Source organism: Akkermansia muciniphila (genome assembly GCF_900184965.1).
Classification (GTDB): Bacteria; Verrucomicrobiota; Verrucomicrobiia; order Verrucomicrobiales; family Akkermansiaceae; genus Akkermansia; species Akkermansia muciniphila_A.
On record NZ_FXYA01000213.1, the window covers coordinates 79,887 to 103,369 of the forward strand.

Genomic DNA, 23,483 nt, shown 5'->3' on the forward strand with positions numbered 1-23,483 from the left:
AGTTAGATTAAAGGCCGGCCGCCAAGAAAACCCTCCGCCACGCCCTGCCAATACGGATCCGCATCCAGCCGCACCAGGGCCTTCCTTTTCCCCTTGCGGATGACGGCAAGCGGCACCTGGCTTTTCACAAAATCCAATAACCGCTTGTAATTGTGGAACGCGCACGCCACATAAGCCAGCGGGCTTTCATTTTCCGGGTCAGTCAGCCAATTCTTATCCCCGAAACGCCTGATTACTTCCTCCGTCCTAAACCTTCCGTCTTCGCTTTTCGGCTCAAATTGCCAGGTAATTACCCCACCCGGCGCGGAAAGGCGCGCGCCGCTGCCTATCAGCACGCTTCCGGCTGTGCATTTCATACTTACCCCCAGCGTCAGCAGCAACGCGGCAAGCATGGTGTTTTCCGTTTCGTATCTGGATGCGTTTTCGGTAAAAACTACCACATCACTTTCCAGCTTTTTATTGTCTGCGGCATTCATCAATCTTACTATCTAACTTTTTATTCAGGCTTCAGGATGCGGAGGCTCCGAACCCGTAAACAGTTCCGCTCACGTCCATCTTCTGCGCGTCCGTATTCTTCAAACTGCGTTTCACCCCTTTCAGGAAGACCGTAGTTCCGGCGGGCGTGGTGTTCCAAATCTGCGGAATCTCATTAGCAAGCGTCAAAGACGCCCCCATTTTCAACGACGCCGCCCCCGTGGTAAGAATCGCGCCGGACATAGAGAAAGAAAGTTCTTCGTCCACAATCACCAAACCACACTTTTTCCCCTTGTTATCCTTTTGTTCATAAATTTCCTGTTGGCCGTCAAAGTCGATCGACTCAACAAAAATACCCTGTTCCGGTTCATCAATACCGTATTTGGGCACGTCTCCAATATGTGCAGGCATATAATCAATTTCCTTTCATGTTAAAGTTCATCTATCTACCCTTCAGGAGCTTTTTCAAAACTGCACGGGCACCGTCATTTTCCATGTCACCGCAAACGCGCCTTCCTCCGCCGCCGCATCCTGCGCGGGCCCCAGCCTCACCTTGCCTATGACCAGGAAATTCCGATAGGGCCGCGGGCTCTCCACGGCATTCAACCCGGCGCGGTCCACTTCCTTCAGCCGCTCTTCCATCCACGCCTGCAACATCCGTATTTCATCCGCCGTCCGGTCATTGGCGTCCAAATGCAGATCCACGGATATTCCGGCGTGATACGTTCTGTACCCGGCCACAATTTCCTCCATTTCCGCCGCCTGGAACAACGCATATTCCTTCCCTTCCCGGTCTTCGTCCACCGCCATCTTCAACGGCACCGGGAACCCATCTGGAATCCCCCGTTCCGTGTTCCCCCTGTCTTTCCGAAAACGCGCCTTCAGGCACGCAATCACCGCCTTAATCAAACAATCTGCCTGTGTCATCATGAATTAAGCTCCTTTTTCAACTTGGCAACATACCCCTTGATTACCTTCCGCATATCCCGGCCCGCAGAATTCAGCGCATACGCCGCCACGCGGGAAAGCTGCCCCCGGTCAGGATATTCCGGGCAATTCTCCATCTCAAACCGCACCCGGCCGCCTTGAACCGTCAAAGACGCCGCGCCGTCATAATGGGAGGCGTGCCGCGCGATCCACGCGGGCACCTTCCTCAGCCCGGCCACCTGCGCGCCCCGCAGCCACCCGGCCGCCATCCTCCCCACGTGCCGCCGCCGCTCCGCCAAAGCCCTTCGCACGTCTCCCGCCTGCGCCACTCCCGGAGACATCAGGCCGCCGCCCTTCAGCACGCGCACGCTGCTTTTCCGGCCCATTTTCAGCAGGGTATGGCTCCGCAAAAAAGCATCCGCGGAAACGGTAGCCACGCCCTTAAACTTTTTCCCGCGCACCCCCAGCAACACCCCGCCGCGCTTCTTCCTGGGGTAAGCATAGGGCACCGGCCTTCCATCCTCACCGCGCTTCAGCCTCACATCCGTTTCCAACGGATCCCCGCCAATATCCCGCGCAATATGTTCCTCCAACGCTCTTTTTCCGTTTCCGCCATTCTTCAGGCTGTTTGGCGGCGTGGTGCGTATGGCCTTGCTCGCTGCCCGCTTGGCATATTCAAGGGTCAACTCCCGGATGCCGTCAGCCCCCACCTTCTTCACCTCCGCCAGCCTTTTCAGCACGCGGGAAATATCCACTTTATACCTGACTTGCGCCATTCGCCCCCCCTTCCGGCCTATACTTCGGACAACTCCAGTACCAGGGCCACGTCTCCGGCCCAGTCCCGCACCCGCGCAATGCGGAAGGCCCTACCGCTTCGGACCGCCACCACCTTCCGCCCGGCCGCGGGAACGCCCTTCAACGCCTTCCGCCGCACGCGCAGGGACGTTTGCACCTTGCACACCCGGCCGCCAAGCTCCACCTCATACCAGCCTTCCAGCGGCGCAAAAACGCCCCGGCATTCCTGGCCGTCCACCGTCACGCGCTCCCCCCAGGCTTCTTCCTGCTCATGATCCCCAAGGTCCAGCAATTTTTTTATTTCTCCTGATAAGCTCATATCCGTTCAACAAAAACCGGCGCACGGAATTGACACCCCGCGCGCCGGTCCTTTGCTCTCTTTTATCCCATGATTCCGCCAAAAACCCGTCAGGCCCCTTCCTCTTCAGTCGGCCCCGTTTCTTCCCCGCCGCCGTCCTCAACGCTTCCACCTTCCGCCGCCGTCTCCGGAGCTGCGCCGGAAAGCTGTCGCAAATGGTTCTTATTGCCCACCGCCACGCCGGCCAAAAGCTCCGCGGAAATGTAAACCGTTTCCGTCCCCTGGTCAGGCCAGCACTTCAGCAGCAGGGAAATCCCCAGCTTAGGAGATTCCACCACCTGCGTTTCCAACTTCAGCTTCGGATCAATGTTCGGAAGACGGACGGCAACGGCCAGCGCGTCCGGCCGCGTCGCAAAACCAACCCCGGCATTCCCGGCAAGCACGTTCACCCCTTCCACGTAGTGAATTCCCCCCGGAATGGAATATGCCCCGTCCGCCAGGTTAAGAGCAAGCGCATTCGTGGGAATCAGCCTGGAATAATACATCCGATCCAAATAAACGGCATCCGCGCCATTAGTCATGGACGGCCAAATCACATCCGCCATCATTTCCGGTTTGAACCCGGCCCGCGGGCCAATATTCACCACTTCCGCCCCGGAATCGGCTATGGCGGCCATCAGGTCCTTCCAAAACGCTTTGGCGACCGTCCGCACAAGCGTTTGCACCTTATTCGCAAGCTGCACCCCGCTTTTTCTTTCCTTATAGGACAGGCCAGCCGGACGGGAATAACGGTTCAGCGTCACGGAAACGGAGCCGGTTTTCAGCTCGCTTTGATTCCAGTCTTCCGTATTTTTCAACGCCTCCCCGGCTCCGTCAATCACTTCCACCTTGACGGAATCGCCGTCCATCTTGAACTCGCCGGACACGTCCAGAGAAAACCGGCTGATTGAAGCCAATTCTTCTTCCAGGGTGGCAATAGCCGCCTGTGAAACAATGGTCCAGTTCAGAGCGGCGACATCATTTCCTTCCATCACGGCATTCCGCGGGATGTTCATCAATGTTTTCTTGTTCATATTTTATTTATGTTTGCGTTTTGTTAGTAAAAATCTATCTATGGCGGCCAAGATGCTATTTCCCCGGCTGCTCCGCCAGCCGCGCGGCCTCCTGCGGATGCCCCATAATCCATTCCAGCGCATCCTGCGCGGCCATCTCCCGCAGCTTTTCGTTCGTCATGGCAGGTTCTTTCTTTCCGGTCTCTTCCGTGGCTCCCTCCGCGGGCGGCAGCCCTACCGGAGCAACCCCTATAGCCGCCATTTCCCGCACAACGGCCTCCTTCACGCGTTGCTCAAATTCCCGCTCGTGCGCCTCCATCACGCGCGCCTGCTGCCCCTGCATGCCCCGGAACCCGTCATTTTCCGCCGCCAGCCTTTCGTTTTCGGCCACCAGCCGGGCAACTTCCCGTTCCAGTTCCTCCACGCTGTTTTTCCCGGCAAGCCCCACGGCGGCCATCATGCGGCGCAATACCGTGTAATTCTGCGGCGGCCCGCCCTTCTCTTCTTCGTCAGGGCCTTCCCCTTCCCCGCCGCCGTCCTCTTCGTTCCCCGGCGCGGCCGTTTCCTTTTGGCCGGACTCCGCAGCGGACGGAGAAATCACTTCGTCACACCAGCCTTCCTTCACGGCCGTTTCCGCGTTCATCCACGTCTCCGCGTTCAGCACGGCCAGCACGTCTTCCGGGCTCTTTCCGGTACGCTCCGCGTAAATGCCTGTCACTTGCCCTTCCGCGTCCTTCAGATCCGCCGCGTAAGCCTCAATCTCTTCCACCGTCCCCACCGCGCACCCGCGCGCCCGGTGGACCATATAACGGGAATTTTCCGAAATCAGCACCCGGCCCGCCGCACAGGCAATCAGCGTCGCGGCGGAAGCGGCCACCCCGTAAATTTTGGCCGTCACCTCCATCCCGCACCCCTTGATAATGTCGTAAATCCCGGACGCCTCAAACAAATTGCCGCCCATGGAATTCAGGATGACTTCAAACTTCGTGCACCCCTCCGCCTTCAACTCTTCAAGGTGCTTCGTAAATTCGTCAACCGTGGCATTGCCGTAACCGATATAACCGGAAATGGTAGCCACCCCTACCTTCTCTTCCGCCTCCATGATGCGGGAAAAGGCAAGCATGCCCGTTTTTTTCTGTTCACCGGCACCGCCTTCCAGACGTGCCGCCATCTGCGCAAAAACAATCTTATTCATCACTTATTACTGTTCTGTACCCTTCAGGAGCTTTTTCAAAATTGCTATTCATGGGGATGCAAGCCATCTTCCTCTTCCCCGCCGCCCGTTCCCGGCTCTTCCTCTTCCGGTTTCTCCGCCGCCGCGGCTACCCCGCCGCGGTTCGCTCCCGGAATCACCTCTTGCAGGGTCAGTCCGTTCCGGGCGCAGGCTTCTTTAGCCATCTTCAGATTCCGTATCTTATTCTTCACTATTTCCTCAAACGTGCATCCGTAATTGGCCAGGCACCAGCCATCCTGATCCGCCAGAGCGGAATCCACCAGGTTAATCATCAGATTCCCTTCCCGGCCCAGGTCAATAGTCATGTCGCTCATGGGCGTCCACAGGCACCGCACCCAATACGGATCCCGGCACAAGCGCAGCCGTCCCAGGGCCATTTCCCGCGCCAGCATGAAACGCCACACCCGCACGCACCACATTTGCCTGTAGGCATGCCTGATTTTCAGCCAACGCTTCAGCTTCTGCATCACAAACCGGATGCCGCCGCTTCCCAGCTTGTCAGGCTCCCACAGCAACGCCGGAGAAAGCCCGATGCCATAAGCCACCTCATCCATCAAATGCTTCAGCAACGCCATCACATTAGGAGACGGCCTGTTATCCGTCAGCACCTTCAAATCCCGGCCGGGCGGAAGCTGGTGGACAGTAGGCCCACCCAACACCTGCTCCACCCTGCGCCCGTCCGGCCCCACGGACACCTTGCCCACGGTCCCCATGCCCGGCCGTTTCTCCGCGCCCCCCGTTTCCACCAGCCCAACGGAGGCGGCCAGCTTGGCAGACTGCTTGACATACCCCACAATATCCGCCTCATCATGCAAATTCCGGATAGCGCGGTGCAAATCGGACAGGCCGCGCGGCTTCCCTCCGCCCATGTTATGCCGGTACAAAATAGCATCACGGGCCGGAATTACCGTCACCTCCCCCTTGTCCGGATGCCGCAGCCCATAGGCTGCCGTCCTCCCGTTTTTATCCCGCATCACGCCGCAATTCCACGCCTTCCCCCCATCAGCCGGAGATTGCACCTGTGGGGCCTCGTAAAACGCGAACGCCCCGCCGTCATCCGGCCCGCTGGTCAGCACCGTCAGCATATCGCCGTCAATCACGCGCTGCCGCTCGCTCCATATCTGCGCCGTAAAAAAATTCAGCTCTCCGCGGGCGTCAAACAATTCCGGATTCACGGCCCGATTCATAAAAATCTGGTCCGCCTCATGATTCCAGTCTTCATCCGCCGTGCAGGCATGGGGCACCAGCCAGCCCAGCAACTCCACCACATCCGCCACGGCCTTCCCGGCAAGCCCGGAATTCGCTTCCAGATTCCGCGCATTCCGCCAAACCCGGTCCAGCGTCCAGGAATCCACTTCAAACCGGCTGTCCAGCGTAGGCCAGTATAACACGCTGGAGCCTCCGAACTGCAACGCGGCCGCATACCCTCCCCACATCTCCCTCCGCGCCGTTTCCGGTTCCCGGTTCATCTTCACCCGCGCGCCATGACCGCGGCGCGCCCCGGCATACACCTTCCTTCTGTTCCTGCCCATGGTCAAAAGCGTGTTATGGTATGGTCAAACCGCACTTCCCGCACGCCGTCATCCGCGGCGGCCAGGCCGGAAAAATCCCCTTCCTCCATCTTCTTGACCGTGATTGCCTCCTGCAAGCAGGCTATATGGTCCTTTAAATTCATGGTCTCCTGCGCGGTGTAGGACGTTCCGCCGCCTGTGGAGGCCCCGGTTATTTCCTTGCGCCCTTCCAGAATCGCCAGCTTTTCCCGCAGCATTCCCTGCAAATCCGGCAAATCATAATTTTCCACATAAGCCTGTACAATAGGGTTCATACCCTTCAGGAGCTTTTTCAAAACCCGCTATCATCCGCCACAACGCCCGAATGTCATTGACTTCCTTTCTCACATATCTTTCCATATATTCCCATGACAGGAGAGAATATAAAATACATTGATGCCTACATCTTCATGTCCTATGAGAACATGATTAAAACATTGGAAAAGGGGCGCCTCAAAGTCCTTTTCCCGGAAGAATGCAATGATCCATTCGAATTCATGTCAGCCCCGCCAACAAAATTGCCAGACGGATATACCTCTTTCGATAGCAATCATTTGCGTAAGGAATACGGCTTCCTGAGCTTTACCAAAACCTATAAATCACCCACCATGTGGGCACACTATGCTGATAACCATAAAGGATGCTGTGTGCATTTCAGATTTCCCTCGCTCCCGGAACAAAAAAGTTATAATAGAATATCAGATCCTAAAGAAGAGCATCCCTATATATATAGGCGATTGATGGTAGAACATGAAGGAGACTATTTTTTTTCGAAACAAAATCCAAAAACAAAAGAAATAACTAATTATGTTATACTATGGGATATTGACTATCAGAACGAACGTGCCAAATTCGATGGAATTTTATCAGGATATACTACATCTGGAGATCAAATAGAATTCAAAATAAACCCTATTTTTATTACAAAAAATGAATCTTGGACATATGAAAAAGAACAACGCATTATTATCCCAACTTCATTTCCCGCAGAAGTAGAAGATAGTTTAGTATTCATCAGAGGATTCAATCTGTATATAAAAAGCGTTATGTTGGGGATGCACTGCCCTTATCCTGAAGGATTGACGCAATCACGCATCAACGCTCTTACTTTAGGAGAAAAAAATGGTATAAAAATCACCTATAGCGATGAAATTTCTTATGATGATCAAATAAATGTCAGTAGGGTCAAACCAACCAACAACACGTTTGAAGTCATTTCGGATGAACACGAAGCTTTCTTAAAAGAGCTTAAGAGAAACGGAGAATAACACTCTTCCCCGCTCTCCAGTTGAACACCATCCGCATCAAACCGGTCCGCCTGGTTCGGGATCTCCTGAAAAATCTTCCACAAAAAAAGCCCCGCACCGGTGCAACGGCGCGGGGTTTATTTAGAAAGGCGGGATGCTCTATAATCCCTGCTGATTCTCCTATAGCATATATAAGAAAAACGTCAACCCCTTTTTCCTCCCTCCCGCTTGCACCCGGAAGGGAGGGCTTGACTAGCCGAGCAGGAGCACAAGCACCTGCCCCAGCCACTCAAGCAACAGGGGGTTTACATAGAGCATATAAACCTTTCTATTTAGGGGTTAAGCGTTACGGCAGGGCCCTTCCCTGCCGTCAACGGCCCGGACTATACCACACCGCCGGGAAAAACCCGCACTAAAAATTAAACTCCATTTGCACATCATCCGTAACAGACTGCTCCACCTGTTCCAGCACATCCTGAAAAGCCGCCCTCAACGCCTCTTCATCAAACGCCAGCGACAACCGTTCTACGAACGCATCAAAAAGAACCTTCACCAATTCCGGAACCTCCCGGCCCCGCTCCGCGTGGTACTGTTTCAACGTCCAGAAAAACGCCTGCCGCTTGTCCCAAAAATCTTTCCACGCCGCATTCAGCCCCGCGCATTCAGGGTGCAGCCATTCCCCCTCCAACAGCCGCGCCGGCGTATCCGGAGGCAGCCCATGCTTTTTCAGCAACCGCGCCTTATACAGCCCTGCTTCCAAAGCCGCCTTCAGCCTCTCCAGCACGTCATTCTTCCGGTACTCCCTCATTCTGCTTCCTTTCTTCAATCGCGTTCATTTCTTCCGCGTAAAAATCCCCGCGCCGCACCCACCAGGACACCTGCCCGATTTTTACGCAGTCTCCATAATGGTCATTCGGCAGCTTCCGCCATTGCGCCAGCCCGCCGCCCCTTGGCTTCTCAAGCTGCTGCCCGGACAATCCGGCCAGCAAATCCTGATCCGCATCTTCCGGCAAATGCAGGGCCGGAGCCGCCCCTTTCTGGATGCGCCCCGCGTAAAGCTCCATTTTGGCGGTGCGGTCCACGTACAAATAAAGCTCCAGCCCCGGATGCGACTTCACTTCACTCACATTCCAACTCCCGAAATTTGCGCCGCTCCCCTTCGTAGGCCATAGCTTGCCGTAATACTTATAGCACTCGTCATAAACCTTCTGCGCCCAATCCCCGGAATCAATCAGCCCAAAATCAGGACGCACCCCGCCCCACTCCAGGCTTTCAAAATGGGCCCCTATGCCCGGCGTCGCGTCCGTCGTGCTGATGCCCAGCAGGGTTCCCCAATCAACCACCCATGTTTCCCCGCCGCGCCCTATCGCCTGCGCCACCCAGTGAGTTTGATTCTGGCCGGGGTCATACGCCACGACCAGATAATAATAATGCCGCGGCAACTCTCCGCGCCGGCACACACCGCGCAGCCCCCGCACGCTGTCATCCCCCACCTTGATTTCATACTGCGTAAACGGCAACGCCTCCCAGCCGTTCCGGAAATTGTGCAGGGCCACCTGCCGGAACAGGTCATTTTGAGCCACGATGAACTTCCGCGCCATCTGCCCCCATGTCACAAACGGGGAATAAAGGGAATTCAGGTGATACCCCCGCCGCGCGCGGGAGGCGTTCGGATTCGTCGGCCGCCACTCCCCCTTTTCCATCATCCCAATCTTCTCCCAATCCTCCACCCGGCCCTCGCAATGCGGGCACACGTAAAACGTATGATCCTGCACCCAATCCGCCAGCGCATCCCCTTCCAGATCCTCCCGCCTTTCCCATTGCACCGTATTCCGGCTAAACTCCAGGGGCATCATTTCCCCGCAGCGCGGACACGGCACATAAAACTTCCTCATGTCCGTGGTAATAAAATTCTGCCAGAAATAAGAATCTTCAGAAGAAGGCGTGGACGCATGCAGAATCTGATACCGGTGAAACCCCTTCGCGCGCTCTTCAATCAGGTCCACCGGGTGCGCTTCTTCCTTATTCTCATGCTTATACTTCGCTTCCTCGTCCATCACGCAGCGCATAATGGGCCTGCTGGACAAATTGCCCGGCTCCGATACGCCCACCATGTAAAGCTCCATGGAATCCAGGCGCATTTCCGCCGCCGTGAAGGCGTCAGGATCACGCCGCTTATGCCGCGCCAGCACATCATTCTTGGATATGAGCGGCTGGAGCCGCGCCCGTGAAAACGACCTGGCAAGAATTTCCGTAGGCAACGCCCACAACATGGGCGCGGGGTCATTGTCAATAAAATACGCTGCCGCAATCAACAGCGAAACCGTCTTGCCGGACTGCGTGCCGAAGCACCAGTAAATATGCTGCAACCCCTCTTCCCTGATGCTTTCCAGCGGTTCCCGCATATACGGCATGCGCGCCGTGGAAAACCGCCCCGGCGCGTTCGGTGAAGTCTCCCGCGGCAGGACCAGGCATCTTTCCGCCCACTCCACCACGCCCGGCTTCTCATGAATCTTCAACTTGCTAAACATGATTCAACAATCCGTTTATTTCCGCGTTCAGGTCATCAATCTTCCTGTTCCACTCCCGCGCCCATTCGTCCCAGGCTTCATAAAAACGCGGCCGCCCGGCCGCCTCCAGCCGGGAACCGATAAAATCCCTCTGCTGCGCCATCAGCTCCGCCAGCGGCGCAACGCCCCGCGTCCGCATCTCGTGAAACACGTGAACCGGCACCAGACTTCCGGCCGCCTCCTGAAGCCTCTGCTCATGCAGGCCGGCCCGCTCCCAATTCGCGCGCGCTTCGCGCACGGCACGGGTGAACGACGCAATCAGCCCCACGTCACCGGACCGGGCGGCCGTTTCCAGTTGCTCTTCCATCCTCTTCAAAATCTGCCATGCGCTTTCCTTCGCCTCCCCGGCCCGCGCCAAATCGGACGCTCCGCCCATGGGCGCGCCCTCTCCGCCGCCTCCGGCCGCTTCCGCGGAGGACGGCGGAAACTGCGCCGCCAGAAAAGCCCTCCATGCCGGGGAATCCTTGGCCGCTTCTATCTGCGCCCAACGCAAAGACTTTCCATTCTTCTCCGCGAAAGCCTTCTTCAGCGCGCCGTTTACTCTGTCTCTCTTCTGTCCCATATCACGAATACATGAGAAAGCGAACGCCCGGAAAGCCGGACAAGCCCCAGCTGGAGCCTGCATGCTCCCGGAGCCCCAGCGACCCGGCAAATGCTCGTCTCATTCACCGGGGGAAGCCTCCCGCGCCGCGCTACTCTTCTCCGCCGTGCACCTATTCACGACGGCGGGCGTTCGCTCTCTCTACTATTAAGCGAAATTTTCAAAAACGAAAAAATGCCCTCCAAATCAGCCGCTTTCCCCCGTCCGCCGCCCGGAAGACGAAAAAAACGCCGCCATCCGTCCGCTTTTGCGAAAAAACCGCAGACCCACGCGAACAAAAACACGGCCATCCCCCTTCATGGTGCGCTAAAAAAATCCCTTCATGAACACTCCCGCTTTTCCCTGTGTCCGCCGAACTCCGCGATCAGGGCCCCTCAATTAAAAGATTCCTTGCCGCACTCCCCCCGGCACCTGCCATCATGCGCCCGCATGGCGGCCCTGCCTTCCCCATTCCGGCCTTGCCTGCGTGCCGTTTGCGCCCTTGCCCCGTGTTTTCTTTTCGGAATCTTTTTTATATATCATTCTTCTATCCGTTATTATCCGGTAATAAGTACGCAAGTACGCTATAAGATACATATTCACCTTATCATCAACCGCTTATTCCCTGCGCCGTCATCCTTGACCACGTTTCAAAAACGCGCCGTTATCTGCCCCGCTCCGGCATGTTCCTCCTTGCGAAGCACTCTTCAAAACCCCACGCCCCCTTTCAATTCGCACAAAAGCGCGCCGTTCCCGGACAGGAACGACGCTCCCCAAATCCAAAATGAAAGTGTGAAAACGCCCTAAAAACGGACAAGGAGAAGAAGGCGGGAGAAAGGGAAGAACGGCACGCGGCAACGACGCGGAAGAACACAAAAAAAAGGCGTCATGAACAGTTCATGACGCCGGAAAGAATAAAGAAAACTGGCATCGCGTACGGGACTCGAACCCGTGTTGCCCGCGTGAAAGGCGGGAGTCCTGGACCGCTAGACGAACGCGACTTTTAGGTTTGCAGGGACTGCGCGAGGGAGTAAATACTACCGGAGGCCAAAAGGCAAGAACTATTTACGCAGAACGGCAAAAAACCTCTCTCGGTCCTCATTATTCTTCATACTGATATACGGCCCAAGTATCGCCATCCCCTCTTTCCGTCCGCTCATAAACGCCTATTTTCTTGACCGTAACTTTAATGATTTCCCCTGTGGCAAGCGGCTTCTTAAAACCTACAAGCACAACCTTTTTCCCTCTCGTCTTAACTCTCACCTTTTTTAAGACCTCAATCTTTCCATTCCCTGCTTTCCGGCTTCTTTCTCCCAACTTCCCCATCTCTGAAGCCGGCCTCTCAATCCATTGCTTTTTCTCTTCGAATTTCACCTCATACATTAACACCCCCTTATTCAAATTCCGGTAAAATTCCAGATACTTCTTCTCTGATTTTGCTACCGCTCTTTCAGATTTAGGGAAAAGCATAATCTCACCCTTTTCTCTGGCGGCATATCCGTTCCAAGAACACAAAAGGCACAAAAACATGATAAAGGTAAAAGTACGCATAACGAATCAATGAAACTATTATATCAATGGCTTGTCAATTCCTTTCAACATCCAGAAAAAACTTGCCTAATCAGTCATAATCAAGCCTAATATAGGAGTATCTTCTATTCTGCAAATGAACACTATTTGTCCAAACTGCAACAATAATATCACCTGCCCGGACCACTATGTAGGCAAACCCTGCATTTGCCCGCACTGCCAGCACAGTTTCACGGCTATTCCCACCGTCATCAGCCAGACAGCCCCCAATTCCAAAAAGGGGAAGGAGAAAGCCTCTGAACAGGAATCCGCACTTTCCCTTGCCACCGGAACAGCTAATGTCTGCATCTTTTTTGCAGTACTAACCTTTATCGGAACTCTCATCACCGGCATCCGCACTTATCCAGTACCGGAAATATCCCGCATACCTCTGGCAGGATTTGGCCTTATTATCCTGCTCGCCCTTCTTCTTTCCATGGGGTGGCTTGTTGCTGCCAGCATCATCAAGCTTCTTGTCTGTATCGTCAAAAAATAACCATCCTGCAATCATGGCAACCATTTCATATACGCTATCTGACAACGAAGATAACCCCCTATTCATTCGCAACTGCGGTTCTCGCAAAACAGATATTTGCCTGTTTGAATTTACAGGATATATGCTTGCTTGCGATTTGTTAAATCTCTCTCCAAATCTAGATGATATTCCAGAAGTGCTTCCAACTCTTCAAAGATTAAAAAAACAGCCAGGGGCTTCAGAAGTTTTATGGGCTATAAAAGAACAAAATCTCTCTCCTTATGATTTCTGGAATTTATCTCTTAAAATAATACAAGGCAGAAATCCCATTAGCCGAGATAAAGAAAAACTCCTGTATTACAATCATTTATGGAATCACCTTGCTAAACACTTGTTTTCCCTCAGCTATTCATCTTCAATCACCGCAGAACTTATCTCCCGTCTTATTTCTTTTTTGCCTCCTGAATCGGAAAAAATATCTACTTGGCAACCCTATAAAACCGCGCGGGAAATCATGACCAGTTATTTAGAAACAGGAAAAGGGAAAATCCGCATGTTACTTTTTCTTAAACCTTTTGGTTCTGATACTCTTCTTGCAAAATCAGAATCATGGATATCTCGCCAACGCACCGCCTCCCATGAATCAAAAAACTGGCCGGCTTTCAAAAGGACTTGGTGCCTATTCACCGGGAAATCACCTTATGCGCAACGGAAACATTTAGAAAAAATTGTGGAAAATTTAGGCGGCGGAATATCAAGCAAAAGCTCCAGAGCAGACCTCCTGATATGGTGCGCTGAAGGGTCAACAGCTTACAAACACGGAAATATCGGCGGAAAACTTGCCCATGCTATGGAACCGGGTTCTCCTACTGTTATCATCACAGAACAGGAATTTTGGGAAGAAGCGGAAATAGAATCGGGGAAAAACCGCGAAGAGCTACTAAGAGAAGTTCTATAATATATCTGCATTTCCTTCCGCCGTGCCTCTCACCAGGCACGGCTTTTTTATCCTCCCTTCCCGCCTAACCTATGATAATCATTCAGGGCTACGGATACAAAAGTTGTACCTTTCCGTGTTAAGCCCTAACTCTAACAGTCACATTTGCCAAAGATTGCAACACTTCCCGGGCCCATTCCTCAACAGTCAGTCCCCGGCGTTCCGCCTCTGCTTTTACAACAGCATACTGTTCCGGGGAAAACTCTAAAACAACTTGTGTAGGAACATTGTGAGACGTTTCATTATTTTGTTCCTCTTTTATCAATTTTTCTATGTAGTTTCTGTGCCCTTTAGGGATAGGTCTTTCTACGGATAACCAAGAATAAACCGTCTTTCTAGACACCCCCAATTGCTCCGCGAGCCAGTCAACTTTTCTCCCTTTGCTACGTAACCAATCTTTTACGGTTTGTTTGAAATTTTCCATGCGGCAAAGTTTCCACAAATCGGGAAATTAAGCAACACTTTTTCCACCTATGTTCCCATTATGGGGAAACAAATAGTTGACAAGTTTCCCTGTTTGTGGAAATTTGCACGCATGGACAACACAATAACCACCACCAGCAGACAGGGCACCACGGAAAAAGTGCTAGTCTATACCGACATATCCGCGGCAGACGCCGAAAAGCTCGACGTCATCACCCAGGCAAGCGCGGTGCCGAAAGGCATCATCCTTGCAAACCTGGTCTATCTCCAATCCCTGAAATTCCAGCAGGCCAAACAACCCACCCCTGCCGCCTGACCTCAACCAAACCATCAAAGAAAAAAAACATGAACACCATCACACACTCCATCAAAACGCCAAGCCTTACGGAATTTGATTTAGCTCCCTATACCGGGAAAGCCATTCAATACATTTGCCTGGACGAACAGGATCTATCCAAACTCTCAAATCAAGGATTCATCCACACCACCCACTCCCCCATCATCAAACTTGAACAAACAACGCCGCTCCTGCTTTACGTAAGAATGTTTCATCAAACAAAAAAAACAGCGGCTACCGTCCATGCGATAGCCGCCACAAAAAACACTCTTTACTTAGGTATTATTGTTCCTCCTTCAACTGCCCCCCTATGTCCCGCGCCGGAAGAAAAAAATACGGACGCACCTGAAGACAACTACACCCGCGCGGCCCTCTGGCTCCAAAAAACAACTTATGAACCTGGCCACGCGGCCCGCTACCGCATAGAACACATTTTGCGCTCCGCCTATCACCTCACCCCGGAACAAACCTCTTCCCTTCTGAAGATTTGGGATGCCCTGAAGAACCAATACACCCTCAACCAGAAAACCGCTTAATCAAATATCACTATGAATAAACAAAAATTATTTAGCAATATTACAGACGGAATAATCGTCCGTTTTTTTCTATTCGACAACTCATTAAAAGAATGTGGATTATGGACCTTTGGTGTTGTGCATCGCCGCCAGACACATCACTTTGTAGTTCGTCCTATAGGCTTTCCGTATCTCGCGGAAGAAAGATTCCGCTATGACGGCCGCGCGGACGGAAACAAAGACGCCCCCCAAATCGTTTTCTTTCTTACCCCGGAAGAAGAGCAAAGCCCTTTGATTCAGGAATACAAAAATATCGTTAAGGAACAATACAAATTAAAACAAAAGCAGTTGAACCTTTGGACGAAAATCAGGGATGCAGCAGTACTAACCGAAGAAGATTCAGAAATACCTTTTTGAATGAAAGCTCCAGCCAAAAGAAGGAAATACGGCCTTAACGTATGGAAAGCCCACTTGAAAATTGACGCCATGCACATTGAAGCAATGTATGACGGCTCCATAGTCAAGGAGATATGCACCGGCTCCATCGGCAACAACTGGAAGGAAATTAAAAGAAAAATACTCAACCGGAAAAGACGGGAAAAATGAAGTTGACGCCTGAACAGAAAGCGATCCTGGCCTATGGAGAAGCCCGCGGCATCCTGAAAGAGCGGAAAAGCTTAATGCGTTTCACGGAAGGCTCCGGGGAATGCAGCGATTATCACGGAGAGCCCCGGATAATGTACGGCGTTGAAGATGCCATTAGGGACGCATGGAAGAAACGAGCCGCATGCCGGGCGTGGGTGCCAATGGAGGACAGGTATTGCGATAATTGCCTACATTTCAAATCACTTGCATCAAATTCCCCCTGCGCGGAATGTTCTCAATGGGCTGATCCTGTTAAATGGGAACCGAGAAAGGAGGGGGAGTGATGTACCAGACTGAATTCTTTGGCCGGGAACTCTTAGCGATATGTAACTATTCTGGCGGACTTTTAAGCTGGAAAGCCGCTCAACTGGCCGTGAAAAAGTTCGGCCGTGATCATACGGTATTGCTCTATGCAGATACCGGGAATGAGGCCGCAGACAATTACCGCTTCATCGTCCAGGGAGCGGCCCTTTTAGGAGTACCGCTGCACATTGTTCGCGCCCTTCCTGACTGGGCCGGAGGCAAGCTTATCACGCCCTATGACGTAGCCATGAATTCCGGCTTCCTACCGGATTTTAACGCCCCGGAATGCTCTTCTGCTCTCAAACGCACCCCCCTTAACAAATGGATGACGGAACACGCTACACCGGACACTCATATTGTAATTGGATTTTCCCACGAAGAAGTTGAACGCGCAGAACGCATGAAAAAGCGTTTTCCGCACAAGCGGTATTGCTTCCCACTTCTGGAAAAACCGTACCATTTCCATTGCGAGATCGAACGTGAATTAAAATCCCTTGGTGTAGAACCCCCGAAAGCCTACAAGCTGGGATTTGGCCATGCCAACTGCAATGATGCGTGTTTAATGGCTGGAAAAGGCCACTACGTCAATCTGTACCTCAAAAAGCCGGACGTGTTTGCCAAGGCTGCCCGGTTCGAAAGCCGGTTCCGCCGACGTTTTGGCCGCACCATCTTTGACCAAACGGGCAAATATACCCTGTTTGACCTGATACGGGACTATAAGGCGGGCAAGCTCTCCCGCCTCACCTTGGAAAATAAGCATACCATGTGCGCCTGTGGGGTCATGTGGGAGGACGGAAAGGAGGGGTGAATAATGCCAATCAAAGATAAATCGAAATATCCGCCTGACTGGAAGTTTATCAGCCTCCGCGAACGACACCGCGCCGGAAACAAGTGTGAACTCTGCCAAGCAACAAACCATCAGGCACACCCCATTACAGGAAGCAAGGTTATTCTCACCGTCCATCATATCCAATACTTGGAAGGACCGGAAAACAACGCCTATCCGAATTTAATCGTTCTTTGCCAACGTTGCCACAACCGGCTAGATCTCGGAATGAGAATCAGAAACGCCCGGGAAACTCGAAAGACAAAAACGGCGCCATTAGATAATCTATTAAATATAAAAAAGTTATCATAAACTACACCCTTAAAAAACGCCAAAACGGCGCCATCTTCAAAAAAACACTTAAAACATTATGAATTAAAAAATTATGTATGTTTACAAAATAGAAACAAGTTACATTGAAGACAACTTCACCTCCTGCCAATGCTGCGGAAACTGCCAGCTATGGGCACCGGAACAGGAAATTGACTACAAAATCAATGCCGCCGATGCGGACATTACCGACACTACAGTAACGGCCACCCCCCTCAATTTAGGAGCCTGCATCATCAGCCGCCGCACCGGGAAGGACGGGGAAACCTGTTACTTGCAAACCCACCGGACTTCCGGAACCTTTTGCCGCCACCACATCCCAACATCACCCTACGCCGAACACATCAAACGCCACGGCCTCCCCTCCACGGCCATCACCCCTTATATCATCCACCTCTAACCACCCACACACCAATGACCCAAAAAGAAAAAGAAGAACTCCGCAACTTGCCGAGCAACTCCCCGCGACTGCTTAACCAGACCCAGCTTGCCGCCGCGCTTGGAGTTACCATGGCTTTCACCTCCGCAATGAAAAAATGGGGCTGCCCGTTCCCAGGCGGCCGCATCCTGATTAAAGACGCCCTGGCATGGCTCAAAGCAAACCCGGAATTCCGCCCGTACAAAGAACGCAAAAGCCCTACCGGCCCTCACGGCATTCCGCAACGCAACCTTGACGCCTACAAAACATCACCTAATTGAGCCACATCACGCGCTTTAAGCTTCCGATAAATCGCATGAACCAGTTCCGAGGCATGCCCCACATATTGCATACACTGCCCTTCAGAAAATCCTGCGCGCGCCAGCCGGGTCACTACCGTTACCCGCGTACAATGGAAACTCAAATCAGGCATCCCCAAATCGTCAAAAAACTGGCACCATTGCTTGCTTGCGTTCCCCGGCAACTTAACCAGGGAGGAACGCCCCTCCCGCATGGCCTTTTCCGCAATCGGCCTAACGTCACGATGCAACGGAGCCTCGTGCATCCGGCCCCCCTTGCCAAGAAAACGGATAGTATCATGTTCCAGATCCACCCGTTCCACGGGCACCTGAACTTCCTTCAGCCGGCATCCCTGCTTCATGGCAATCATGAAAGAATCCCGCATCCATTCCGGAGCCTCTTTCAAGGCTTCCACAATGCGCCGTTCTTCTTCTTTCGTGATTTCCCTTTTCTCCCGCGCCGGGTCTTTTCTCAAGCCCATGTGATAACACGGGTTTGCGAAAATATAGCCCTTCCTTACCGCCTCCGTCATGATGCGCCCCAGCACCTTCAGCTCCAGAATGGCACTATTGCGGGTACACGCGCGCCAACCGTACTCCTTAGCCATGGCCGCATCCGTCCGGAAAGCCACATAATCTTTCAACAGGTTATAATCCACTTCCCCCGGATGCTGAACATCCCGGAGCCTGAAAAACAAATCCAAATGCCTCCACGCCACCTGATAACGGCGGCGCGTGCCTTCACGTTGAAACTCTTCCAGGAACGCCGGCACCCACGCCTTGAACAACTGGCGGCCATCTTCATTCCGGGCCATCTGTTCCTCTTTCTCCAGTCCGCGCACATATTCCAGAATACGCCGCAGGGCCCCAGGCTGGTCATGCCTGATTTTTGTCGCACGGTATTTCCGCCGCCCATCCGGACGCATCACGCCAACCCAATAATAGGGACTATCCTTGCGCTTGTAGTAGGACGCCATAGGAGAAACGTAGTACAGCGTAGTAAATCCATCAACAACAAACATAAAAAACCTAGTAAAAACATGACAAAATACCCCCTGAATATATGCCGGAATAACTCGCGGGTTCTATTCCGGACAAGGCCTTTCTCTATCCCTCTCTTTTCAAGAAACAGACAGGGGAAGGCATGATGCCTTCCCCTGTCAGAGACTTAATGAATCAACGCCAAATCTCAGGCTCCGGCCTTCATGGCCTGTCTGACTTCTTCATGCAACCCATGCTTCCGGGAGAAGAGGAGTGCCGCCGGAGAAGCGATGAAGATGGAGGAGTACGTACCGATCAAAATACCTGCGGAGATCGTCCAGGCGAAGTCTTCCATGGAAGGACCGCCAAAGAAGTACAGGCACACCAGCACGGCCAGCGTGGAAAGAGAGGTCAAAATAGTACGGGAAAGCGTCTGGTTGATGGCCTCGTTCATGATTTGGGAAGCGCTTTCATTCGGGTCGGAAAAGCGGAGGAATTCGCGGATGCGGTCAAATACGATAATTTTGTCATTGATGGAGTACCCCGCCACCGTCAGCAACGCGCCAATGTGAATAACATTCAGCTCCGTGCCGCTGAGAATCACCAGGCCAAGCACCAGCAGGACGTCATGCGTCAGGGCGATAACCGCACCGATGGCGAAGGTCCATTCAAACCGCACCGTCAGGTAGACCATGATTCCCAGAATGCCGAAGAAAAGGGCCCAGGCGGAAGTAATGAGCGTATCATACCCCATGGACTGCCCGATGGTTTCTTCACTGAACGGAGCATTGTCCAGCACCGGGAACGCCTTGTCCAATGCCGTGGTGATAGCCTCCTTGTCCTGGGCGTGGTCGGAGAAATTAATCAGAATATTCACTTTGCTGCTGTCCGTGGACTCCGCCACTTCCTGCACCGTAGCCTTCTGGGTCAGGGACAGCTTGTTGACCACGCTTTCCACTTCCCGGAAAGAGATGTCACCCTTGTTCACCAGATAGGAAATGGAGGAACCGCCCGTAAAGTCCATGCCCAGGCAATCCTTGCCCTTTACGGAGCCAACCACAATGCATATCACCAGCAGAATGGAGGAAAGAGAGCAGGACCAGATTTTCTGGCCCATGAAATCGATGTTCGTCTTTTTCTTGAAGATGTTGAGGAATTTAAGATCCTTCATCATGCCGACGGTATCCGCCCAGTAGAACAGGACGCGGGTAACGAGAATCGCCCCGATCATGGAAGTGATGACGCCTACTGTCAACGTGACGGCAAACCCCTTGATGGTGCCGGTTGCCATCCAGTACAGGATGACGGCTGTAATAAGCGAGGTGATATTGGAGTCAAAGATAGCGGAGAACGCCTTGTCAAAGGAGTTGCGGATAGCCACGCGGAAGGGGCGCCCCATTTCCTTTTCTTCCCGCAGGCGTTCATAAATCAGCACGTTCGCGTCCACCGCCACGCCCAGAGTCAGCACAATACCGGCAATACCCGGCAAAGTCAGCTCAAACCCGAAGATAGACATGGCCCCCAGGAGAAGCAGGGCATTGATCGTCAGGCCCATGATAGCCACCAAGCCGGCAAAGCGGTAGTAAATGATCATCATGATGAAGCAGAGGATTAACCCCGTGATGCCAGCGTATTCCCCCTGAAGGAGGGCCGTATGCCCAAGAGAGGCGGAAATTTCACTGGCGGACTCAAAATTGAGCTTGTTGGTGAGGGGGTTGGAAAGCACCTTCGTCAGGGCTTCCGCCTCTCCGGGAGCATCCAGACCGCTGATTTCAAAACTTTTTGAAAGAATAGCCTGAACCGTTGGCGCGCTCTTGACCACATCATCCAGCACAATGGCCATGCGGTCATGGCCCAGCTGCATGCGGGAAGTCAGGTTATACATCTTGTCCGCCCCTTCATTGCTCAGGGTGACGTTGACGTGGCCGGGACGGGCCAGATCCACCCCGGCGCGCACGATATCCTTGCCTGTCAGCGATTCACGCTTTTCCAGGAATATTTTTTCCGTGATGTCCTCACCCTTGCCGTTTTTGAAGGTATATTCATACATCCTGTATCCGGGAACGCGGATACGCCCCTCCGCCACCAGTTCATTGTTGCGCGGGTGGACAGGGAGAATCTGAAGTTTGGCCACTTTGGTCAGAATAGCCTTGGTTTCCTCACGCTTGGCAGGATCCGCAGCGGGGATTTGGACTTCTATAAGGTTCAGGTTGTCCTTTTTCTTCGGGCGGATAATGACGTCATTGGCCCCGGTACTGTTAAGGCGGTCCGTCAGAATCACGCATGCCTGTTCCATGGCCTGGTCCGTCAGGGGAATAGGCTTGCCGTCGTCACCGATATTCGGTTCCACGCTCAACGTGAAGGAGACGCCCCCGGCAATGTCAATGCCGTATTTCAACCCCTGCTGAAAAAGGGAGAACAGGGAAAAAGACGCAATGCCGATAATGAAAATCGTTCCGGCATTGCGCTTGACCTTGTCCTGGTCGGAACCCAGATACCAGAAAAACACGCCCAGCAATACCAGACCGCCAATGAAGATGAAAAGAGGGTTATTGAAGAGATCGTAGATAAAGGCGAGAGGAGCGGACATTCCGCCAGACGCGGGTAGAGTATCGGCAGATGCCAGAAGATTCATAGACATTTCAATCCGGATTGGGGGTGAATAATACGGCAAAGGATTGTGGAGAAATTCACCAGCAGGTCAAGCCTTCTGTGCGTGTGCCCGTTAAGGGAAAAGCATCCTTTCCGGAACGTTGGAAAAAATGCTCCGGCCAGGCAATAAACAGCCCGGTTTCCCTGCGGAAACCGGGCTGAAAGGAAAAGGGAAAACACCGGGGATTACATGCCGGCCACCGTCTCCACCGGAACGGAAGCAGGCTCCGCGGGAGCCGCAATCGCGGGAACGGCAAGGGGAGAGGAATCCGGTACGGCAGGGGCCGCGGGCATGGAAGGAGCATGGCCGGCGGCGGCTCGGCCTCTCCTGATAAGCTCGGAAACGGTCACCAGTTCATAGCCTCGGTTTTTCAATCCCTTCACAATGGCGTCCACCGCCGCCACCGTGGAAGCGTGAATGTCATGCACCAGAATGATGGAACCGGGTTTGGCGCCGTTCACGGCGCGGGCGGCCACCACGGAGGAACCGGGCTTGCGCCAGTCATTCGTGTCCACATCCCACATGACCGTAGTGAAGCCGAAGCGCTGGCGGGCCCAGGACGCCACGCCGGCATTCGTATAGCCGCCGGGGGGACGCATGACCACGGGGACAACGCCGCAGGCGTTGCGGATGGCTTCGTTAGTGCTCTGGAGCTGGGATTCCGCTTTTTCACGGGACACTTTGCTCAAATAAACGTGATTCCATGTATGGTTGCCTACTTCATGGCCCTCATTGACCATGCGGCGCACTACCTGGGGATGGGCCTTCACATTGCAGCCCTGCATAAAGAAAGTCCCCTTGACGTTATTGTCGCGCAGGATGTCCAGCACCTTGGAGGTCAGGGTTCCATGAGGGCCGTCATCAAAGGTGAGGGCCACCACCTTGTCCGGCACAGCCACGCGGTTGACCGTTACCCCCGGAATGCGCGGGGAAAGCGGGGTATTATTATAGGACGGACTTACGGAAGGCGCCGGAACGGGCTTGGGAGGCAATTTCACAGCCGGCCGGTCCGGCTTTTTCCCCGGAGCAGTCACGGGAGAAATGGTCGTTTTCACCGGAGAAACGGGCTCCGCCGGCCGCTCCTGGTGCTGGGAACAGGCGGACAGGCCGAACGCCAAGACGCATGCAAGGAATAAATGTTTCTTCATAACAGGTTTTTGGAGGATTTACGCCCATCCCGCCTTCTTGTCACGTCCTAAATCATCCATTCGTGCGGCATGAAAAAGGAATCCTCCCCCATGCCCCGGAAAAAATATCCGAAAGCTCCGCAGGGAATGGCTCCGGGACCGGAAACCTATTCCGGGCTGTCCATATCTATATAGCTGACGGAAACCGTTCTGCGAGGATTGGAAGGATCCCGGACCTCCACCTTCATCCGCTTGAAAAACCAGGACCCGTCCTTCAACTTCATCACGGAATCAATCATGAACCTTTTAGCCAGTTCCCCGCGGCGGTCAATGCCATCCACTTGCCACATGGCGCCGTTTTCCTTATCAATCCAGACGCGCACCCAGGCATATTGCCCTACCCTGGGATTAGGGTTCGGAATCTGGACAATCCAGCAATCCCGCCCCTTGACGGTGCTTGCCGCATCATCCCGGACAATTTTGGCCTGGGGCCAGTACAGGTAACGCATGGAAAGATCTTCGTACGTTACGTCCGTCCCCGCAATGGGCACCGCATACTGGGCAACCGGCAAAACGCCGGCTTTCCCGTCCCTCCAGGAAAGGATCTCCTGGCCGCGGTCCTTGAATTTCAGATCGAATCTGTTCCAGACATTATTGACCTGGTACTGGAAAGCAATCAGATTGCCGCGCAGGCTCATGGAAAAGGGGACTTTGACGCCGCGTTTGCGTATTTGCCCCTTAATGTCCTTGTTTTCCTGAAGAGTTGCCCCCTGGCGCACCCTTTTCAGCAGCTGCCCGGCATCCGGAGAGGTCTCCTGGGCCAAAGAGGCAGTAAGAGAAAAAAATACGGCGGCCATC

29 protein-coding genes and 1 tRNA gene are annotated in these 23,483 nt (G+C 53.4%); 11 read left to right on the forward strand and 19 right to left on the reverse strand.

All coding sequences use genetic code 11. From position 1 onward, the window contains the following. Window positions 1-2: 2 nt before the first annotated feature. From CI070_RS09100 to CI070_RS09140, 9 genes are all read right to left on the reverse strand, one after another. Complete coding sequence (locus CI070_RS09100; RefSeq protein ID WP_094135259.1) at window positions 3-476, reverse strand: hypothetical protein; 474 nt, start codon at window positions 474-476, stop codon at window positions 3-5. A 31-nt stretch (window positions 477-507) separates the two neighbouring features. Next, a complete protein-coding gene (locus CI070_RS09105) occupies window positions 508-885 on the reverse strand; it encodes a hypothetical protein (RefSeq protein WP_094135260.1) in 378 nt (125 codons plus the stop codon). Window positions 886-939: 54 nt separating this feature from the next. Next, on the reverse strand, window positions 940-1,404 hold the full coding sequence (locus tag CI070_RS09110; RefSeq protein ID WP_094135261.1) for a hypothetical protein: 465 nt from the start codon (window positions 1,402-1,404) through the stop codon (window positions 940-942). Beyond that, the gene (locus CI070_RS09115; protein WP_094135262.1) at window positions 1,401-2,177 is read right to left on the reverse strand and encodes a hypothetical protein; all 777 of its coding nucleotides are present in this window, start codon (window positions 2,175-2,177) and stop codon (window positions 1,401-1,403) included. The genes CI070_RS09110 and CI070_RS09115 overlap by 4 nt, the downstream gene beginning before the upstream one ends. A gap of 17 nt (window positions 2,178-2,194) precedes the next feature. Next, window positions 2,195-2,515, reverse strand: coding sequence for a hypothetical protein (locus CI070_RS09120; protein WP_094135263.1), 321 nt, complete (start codon window positions 2,513-2,515; stop codon window positions 2,195-2,197). Window positions 2,516-2,604: 89 nt separating this feature from the next. Continuing rightward, window positions 2,605-3,567 (reverse strand): hypothetical protein, encoded by a 963-nt coding sequence (locus tag CI070_RS09125; protein ID WP_094135264.1) that lies wholly within the window; start codon window positions 3,565-3,567, stop codon window positions 2,605-2,607. 55 nt (window positions 3,568-3,622) lie between these two features. Further along, window positions 3,623-4,741, reverse strand: a complete 1,119-nt coding sequence (locus CI070_RS09130) for a head maturation protease, ClpP-related (RefSeq protein WP_094135265.1) — start codon at window positions 4,739-4,741, stop codon at window positions 3,623-3,625. 44 nt (window positions 4,742-4,785) lie between these two features. Beyond that, entirely contained in the window at window positions 4,786-6,312 is a 1,527-nt protein-coding gene (locus tag CI070_RS09135) for a phage portal protein (RefSeq protein WP_094135266.1), read from the reverse strand. Window positions 6,313-6,314: 2 nt separating this feature from the next. Then, on the reverse strand, window positions 6,315-6,605 hold the full coding sequence (locus CI070_RS09140) for a hypothetical protein (RefSeq protein WP_094135267.1): 291 nt from the start codon (window positions 6,603-6,605) through the stop codon (window positions 6,315-6,317). Window positions 6,606-6,755: 150 nt separating this feature from the next. Here CI070_RS09140 and CI070_RS09145 point away from each other — a divergent pair, with 150 nt between their 5' ends. Further along, window positions 6,756-7,598 carry a DUF2971 domain-containing protein gene (locus tag CI070_RS09145; RefSeq protein WP_179218280.1) on the forward strand — a complete coding sequence of 281 codons (843 nt, stop codon included), beginning with the start codon at window positions 6,756-6,758 and terminating at the stop codon, window positions 7,596-7,598. Window positions 7,599-7,989: 391 nt separating this feature from the next. Here the strand turns inward: CI070_RS09145 and CI070_RS09150 are convergent, their stop codons facing one another. From CI070_RS09150 to CI070_RS09175, 5 genes are all read right to left on the reverse strand, one after another. Beyond that, a complete protein-coding gene (locus tag CI070_RS09150; protein WP_094135269.1) occupies window positions 7,990-8,385 on the reverse strand; it encodes a hypothetical protein in 396 nt (131 codons plus the stop codon). Beyond that, the gene (locus tag CI070_RS09155) at window positions 8,363-10,108 is read right to left on the reverse strand and encodes a terminase gpA endonuclease subunit (protein WP_094135270.1); all 1,746 of its coding nucleotides are present in this window, start codon (window positions 10,106-10,108) and stop codon (window positions 8,363-8,365) included. The genes CI070_RS09150 and CI070_RS09155 overlap by 23 nt, the downstream gene beginning before the upstream one ends. Continuing rightward, entirely contained in the window at window positions 10,101-10,709 is a 609-nt protein-coding gene (locus CI070_RS09160) for a hypothetical protein (protein WP_094135271.1), read from the reverse strand. Before CI070_RS09160 ends, CI070_RS09155 begins: the two co-directional genes overlap by 8 nt. 943 nt (window positions 10,710-11,652) lie before the next feature. Beyond that, a tRNA-Glu gene (locus CI070_RS09170) sits at window positions 11,653-11,728 on the reverse strand. A gap of 100 nt (window positions 11,729-11,828) precedes the next feature. After that, window positions 11,829-12,257: a hypothetical protein gene (locus CI070_RS09175; protein WP_143247163.1), complete on the reverse strand. Its 429-nt coding sequence runs from the start codon at window positions 12,255-12,257 to the stop codon at window positions 11,829-11,831. A 136-nt stretch (window positions 12,258-12,393) separates the two neighbouring features. On the opposite strand from CI070_RS09175, the gene CI070_RS09180 reads away from it, so the two are divergent. Next, window positions 12,394-12,792 carry a hypothetical protein gene (locus CI070_RS09180; protein WP_094135274.1) on the forward strand — a complete coding sequence of 133 codons (399 nt, stop codon included), beginning with the start codon at window positions 12,394-12,396 and terminating at the stop codon, window positions 12,790-12,792. A gap of 13 nt (window positions 12,793-12,805) precedes the next feature. After that, window positions 12,806-13,729, forward strand: coding sequence for a hypothetical protein (locus tag CI070_RS13190; protein ID WP_143245489.1), 924 nt, complete (start codon window positions 12,806-12,808; stop codon window positions 13,727-13,729). Window positions 13,730-13,847: 118 nt separating this feature from the next. Here CI070_RS13190 and CI070_RS09190 read toward each other — a convergent pair whose 3' ends face one another. Next, window positions 13,848-14,192 carry a hypothetical protein gene (locus tag CI070_RS09190; protein ID WP_094135276.1) on the reverse strand — a complete coding sequence of 115 codons (345 nt, stop codon included), beginning with the start codon at window positions 14,190-14,192 and terminating at the stop codon, window positions 13,848-13,850. A gap of 111 nt (window positions 14,193-14,303) precedes the next feature. Between CI070_RS09190 and CI070_RS09195 the strand changes: the two genes are divergently transcribed. The 8 genes from CI070_RS09195 (at window position 14,304) to CI070_RS09235 (ending at window position 17,846) form a co-directional block, all read left to right on the forward strand. Then, on the forward strand, window positions 14,304-14,507 hold the full coding sequence (locus tag CI070_RS09195) for a hypothetical protein (RefSeq protein ID WP_143245490.1): 204 nt from the start codon (window positions 14,304-14,306) through the stop codon (window positions 14,505-14,507). 29 nt (window positions 14,508-14,536) lie between these two features. Beyond that, window positions 14,537-15,064 carry a hypothetical protein gene (locus CI070_RS09200; RefSeq protein ID WP_094135278.1) on the forward strand — a complete coding sequence of 176 codons (528 nt, stop codon included), beginning with the start codon at window positions 14,537-14,539 and terminating at the stop codon, window positions 15,062-15,064. Between the two features lie 12 nt (window positions 15,065-15,076). Continuing rightward, window positions 15,077-15,460: a hypothetical protein gene (locus tag CI070_RS09205; protein ID WP_094135279.1), complete on the forward strand. Its 384-nt coding sequence runs from the start codon at window positions 15,077-15,079 to the stop codon at window positions 15,458-15,460. Then, a complete protein-coding gene (locus tag CI070_RS09210) occupies window positions 15,461-15,649 on the forward strand; it encodes a hypothetical protein (protein ID WP_094135280.1) in 189 nt (62 codons plus the stop codon). It begins immediately after the preceding gene. A 412-nt stretch (window positions 15,650-16,061) separates the two neighbouring features. Then, the gene (locus tag CI070_RS09220; RefSeq protein WP_143245491.1) at window positions 16,062-16,799 is read left to right on the forward strand and encodes a hypothetical protein; all 738 of its coding nucleotides are present in this window, start codon (window positions 16,062-16,064) and stop codon (window positions 16,797-16,799) included. A 3-nt stretch (window positions 16,800-16,802) separates the two neighbouring features. Beyond that, window positions 16,803-17,129 carry an HNH endonuclease gene (locus CI070_RS14610; protein WP_094135283.1) on the forward strand — a complete coding sequence of 109 codons (327 nt, stop codon included), beginning with the start codon at window positions 16,803-16,805 and terminating at the stop codon, window positions 17,127-17,129. A gap of 73 nt (window positions 17,130-17,202) precedes the next feature. Beyond that, window positions 17,203-17,547, forward strand: coding sequence for a hypothetical protein (locus CI070_RS09230; RefSeq protein ID WP_094135284.1), 345 nt, complete (start codon window positions 17,203-17,205; stop codon window positions 17,545-17,547). Window positions 17,548-17,561: 14 nt separating this feature from the next. Then, entirely contained in the window at window positions 17,562-17,846 is a 285-nt protein-coding gene (locus CI070_RS09235; RefSeq protein ID WP_094135285.1) for a hypothetical protein, read from the forward strand. On the opposite strand, the gene CI070_RS09240 is transcribed toward CI070_RS09235, so the two are convergent. The 4 genes from CI070_RS09240 to CI070_RS09255 all read right to left on the reverse strand — a co-directional run bounded on the left by CI070_RS09240 (window position 17,825) and on the right by CI070_RS09255 (window position 23,482). Continuing rightward, window positions 17,825-18,841: a tyrosine-type recombinase/integrase gene (locus CI070_RS09240; protein WP_164917349.1), complete on the reverse strand. Its 1,017-nt coding sequence runs from the start codon at window positions 18,839-18,841 to the stop codon at window positions 17,825-17,827. The two genes, CI070_RS09235 and CI070_RS09240, sit on opposite strands and share 22 nt — an antisense overlap. 212 nt (window positions 18,842-19,053) lie before the next feature. After that, a complete protein-coding gene (gene secD, locus CI070_RS09245) occupies window positions 19,054-21,435 on the reverse strand; it encodes a protein translocase subunit SecD (RefSeq protein WP_179218281.1) in 2,382 nt (793 codons plus the stop codon). A gap of 248 nt (window positions 21,436-21,683) precedes the next feature. Further along, window positions 21,684-22,646, reverse strand: coding sequence for a polysaccharide deacetylase family protein (locus CI070_RS09250; RefSeq protein WP_094135288.1), 963 nt, complete (start codon window positions 22,644-22,646; stop codon window positions 21,684-21,686). A 146-nt stretch (window positions 22,647-22,792) separates the two neighbouring features. Then, complete coding sequence (locus CI070_RS09255; protein WP_179218282.1) at window positions 22,793-23,482, reverse strand: outer membrane lipoprotein-sorting protein; 690 nt, start codon at window positions 23,480-23,482, stop codon at window positions 22,793-22,795. Window position 23,483: the final 1 nt, after the last annotated feature.

Bases quoted from the DNA above. Each gene is read 5' to 3' on its own strand.
- CI070_RS09230 (WP_094135284.1), top strand. From the start codon at position 17,203: ATGTATGTTTACAAAATAGAAACAAGTTACATTGAAGACAACTTCACC.
- CI070_RS09180 (WP_094135274.1), top strand. From the start codon at position 12,394: ATGAACACTATTTGTCCAAACTGCAACAATAATATCACCTGCCCGGAC.
- CI070_RS09250 (WP_094135288.1), bottom strand. From the start codon at position 22,646: ATGAAGAAACATTTATTCCTTGCATGCGTCTTGGCGTTCGGCCTGTCC.
- CI070_RS09160 (WP_094135271.1), bottom strand. From the start codon at position 10,709: ATGGGACAGAAGAGAGACAGAGTAAACGGCGCGCTGAAGAAGGCTTTC.
- CI070_RS09135 (WP_094135266.1), bottom strand. From the start codon at position 6,312: ATGGGCAGGAACAGAAGGAAGGTGTATGCCGGGGCGCGCCGCGGTCAT.
- CI070_RS09105 (WP_094135260.1), bottom strand. From the start codon at position 885: ATGCCTGCACATATTGGAGACGTGCCCAAATACGGTATTGATGAACCG.
- CI070_RS09110 (WP_094135261.1), bottom strand. From the start codon at position 1,404: ATGATGACACAGGCAGATTGTTTGATTAAGGCGGTGATTGCGTGCCTG.
- CI070_RS09240 (WP_164917349.1), bottom strand. From the start codon at position 18,841: ATGGCGTCCTACTACAAGCGCAAGGATAGTCCCTATTATTGGGTTGGC.
- CI070_RS09255 (WP_179218282.1), bottom strand. From the start codon at position 23,482: ATGGCCGCCGTATTTTTTTCTCTTACTGCCTCTTTGGCCCAGGAGACC.
- CI070_RS09150 (WP_094135269.1), bottom strand. From the start codon at position 8,385: ATGAGGGAGTACCGGAAGAATGACGTGCTGGAGAGGCTGAAGGCGGCT.
- CI070_RS09235 (WP_094135285.1), top strand. From the start codon at position 17,562: ATGACCCAAAAAGAAAAAGAAGAACTCCGCAACTTGCCGAGCAACTCC.
- CI070_RS09175 (WP_143247163.1), bottom strand. From the start codon at position 12,257: ATGTTTTTGTGCCTTTTGTGTTCTTGGAACGGATATGCCGCCAGAGAA.
- CI070_RS14610 (WP_094135283.1), top strand. From the start codon at position 16,803: ATGCCAATCAAAGATAAATCGAAATATCCGCCTGACTGGAAGTTTATC.
- CI070_RS09115 (WP_094135262.1), bottom strand. From the start codon at position 2,177: ATGGCGCAAGTCAGGTATAAAGTGGATATTTCCCGCGTGCTGAAAAGG.
- CI070_RS13190 (WP_143245489.1), top strand. From the start codon at position 12,806: ATGGCAACCATTTCATATACGCTATCTGACAACGAAGATAACCCCCTA.
- CI070_RS09195 (WP_143245490.1), top strand. From the start codon at position 14,304: ATGGACAACACAATAACCACCACCAGCAGACAGGGCACCACGGAAAAA.
- CI070_RS09100 (WP_094135259.1), bottom strand. From the start codon at position 476: ATGAATGCCGCAGACAATAAAAAGCTGGAAAGTGATGTGGTAGTTTTT.
- CI070_RS09200 (WP_094135278.1), top strand. From the start codon at position 14,537: ATGAACACCATCACACACTCCATCAAAACGCCAAGCCTTACGGAATTT.
- CI070_RS09120 (WP_094135263.1), bottom strand. From the start codon at position 2,515: ATGAGCTTATCAGGAGAAATAAAAAAATTGCTGGACCTTGGGGATCAT.
- CI070_RS09145 (WP_179218280.1), top strand. From the start codon at position 6,756: ATGATTAAAACATTGGAAAAGGGGCGCCTCAAAGTCCTTTTCCCGGAA.
- CI070_RS09205 (WP_094135279.1), top strand. From the start codon at position 15,077: ATGAATAAACAAAAATTATTTAGCAATATTACAGACGGAATAATCGTC.
- CI070_RS09155 (WP_094135270.1), bottom strand. From the start codon at position 10,108: ATGTTTAGCAAGTTGAAGATTCATGAGAAGCCGGGCGTGGTGGAGTGG.
- CI070_RS09210 (WP_094135280.1), top strand. From the start codon at position 15,461: ATGAAAGCTCCAGCCAAAAGAAGGAAATACGGCCTTAACGTATGGAAA.
- CI070_RS09125 (WP_094135264.1), bottom strand. From the start codon at position 3,567: ATGAACAAGAAAACATTGATGAACATCCCGCGGAATGCCGTGATGGAA.
- CI070_RS09190 (WP_094135276.1), bottom strand. From the start codon at position 14,192: ATGGAAAATTTCAAACAAACCGTAAAAGATTGGTTACGTAGCAAAGGG.
- CI070_RS09130 (WP_094135265.1), bottom strand. From the start codon at position 4,741: ATGAATAAGATTGTTTTTGCGCAGATGGCGGCACGTCTGGAAGGCGGT.
- CI070_RS09140 (WP_094135267.1), bottom strand. From the start codon at position 6,605: ATGAACCCTATTGTACAGGCTTATGTGGAAAATTATGATTTGCCGGAT.
- secD (WP_179218281.1), bottom strand. From the start codon at position 21,435: ATGTCCGCTCCTCTCGCCTTTATCTACGATCTCTTCAATAACCCTCTT.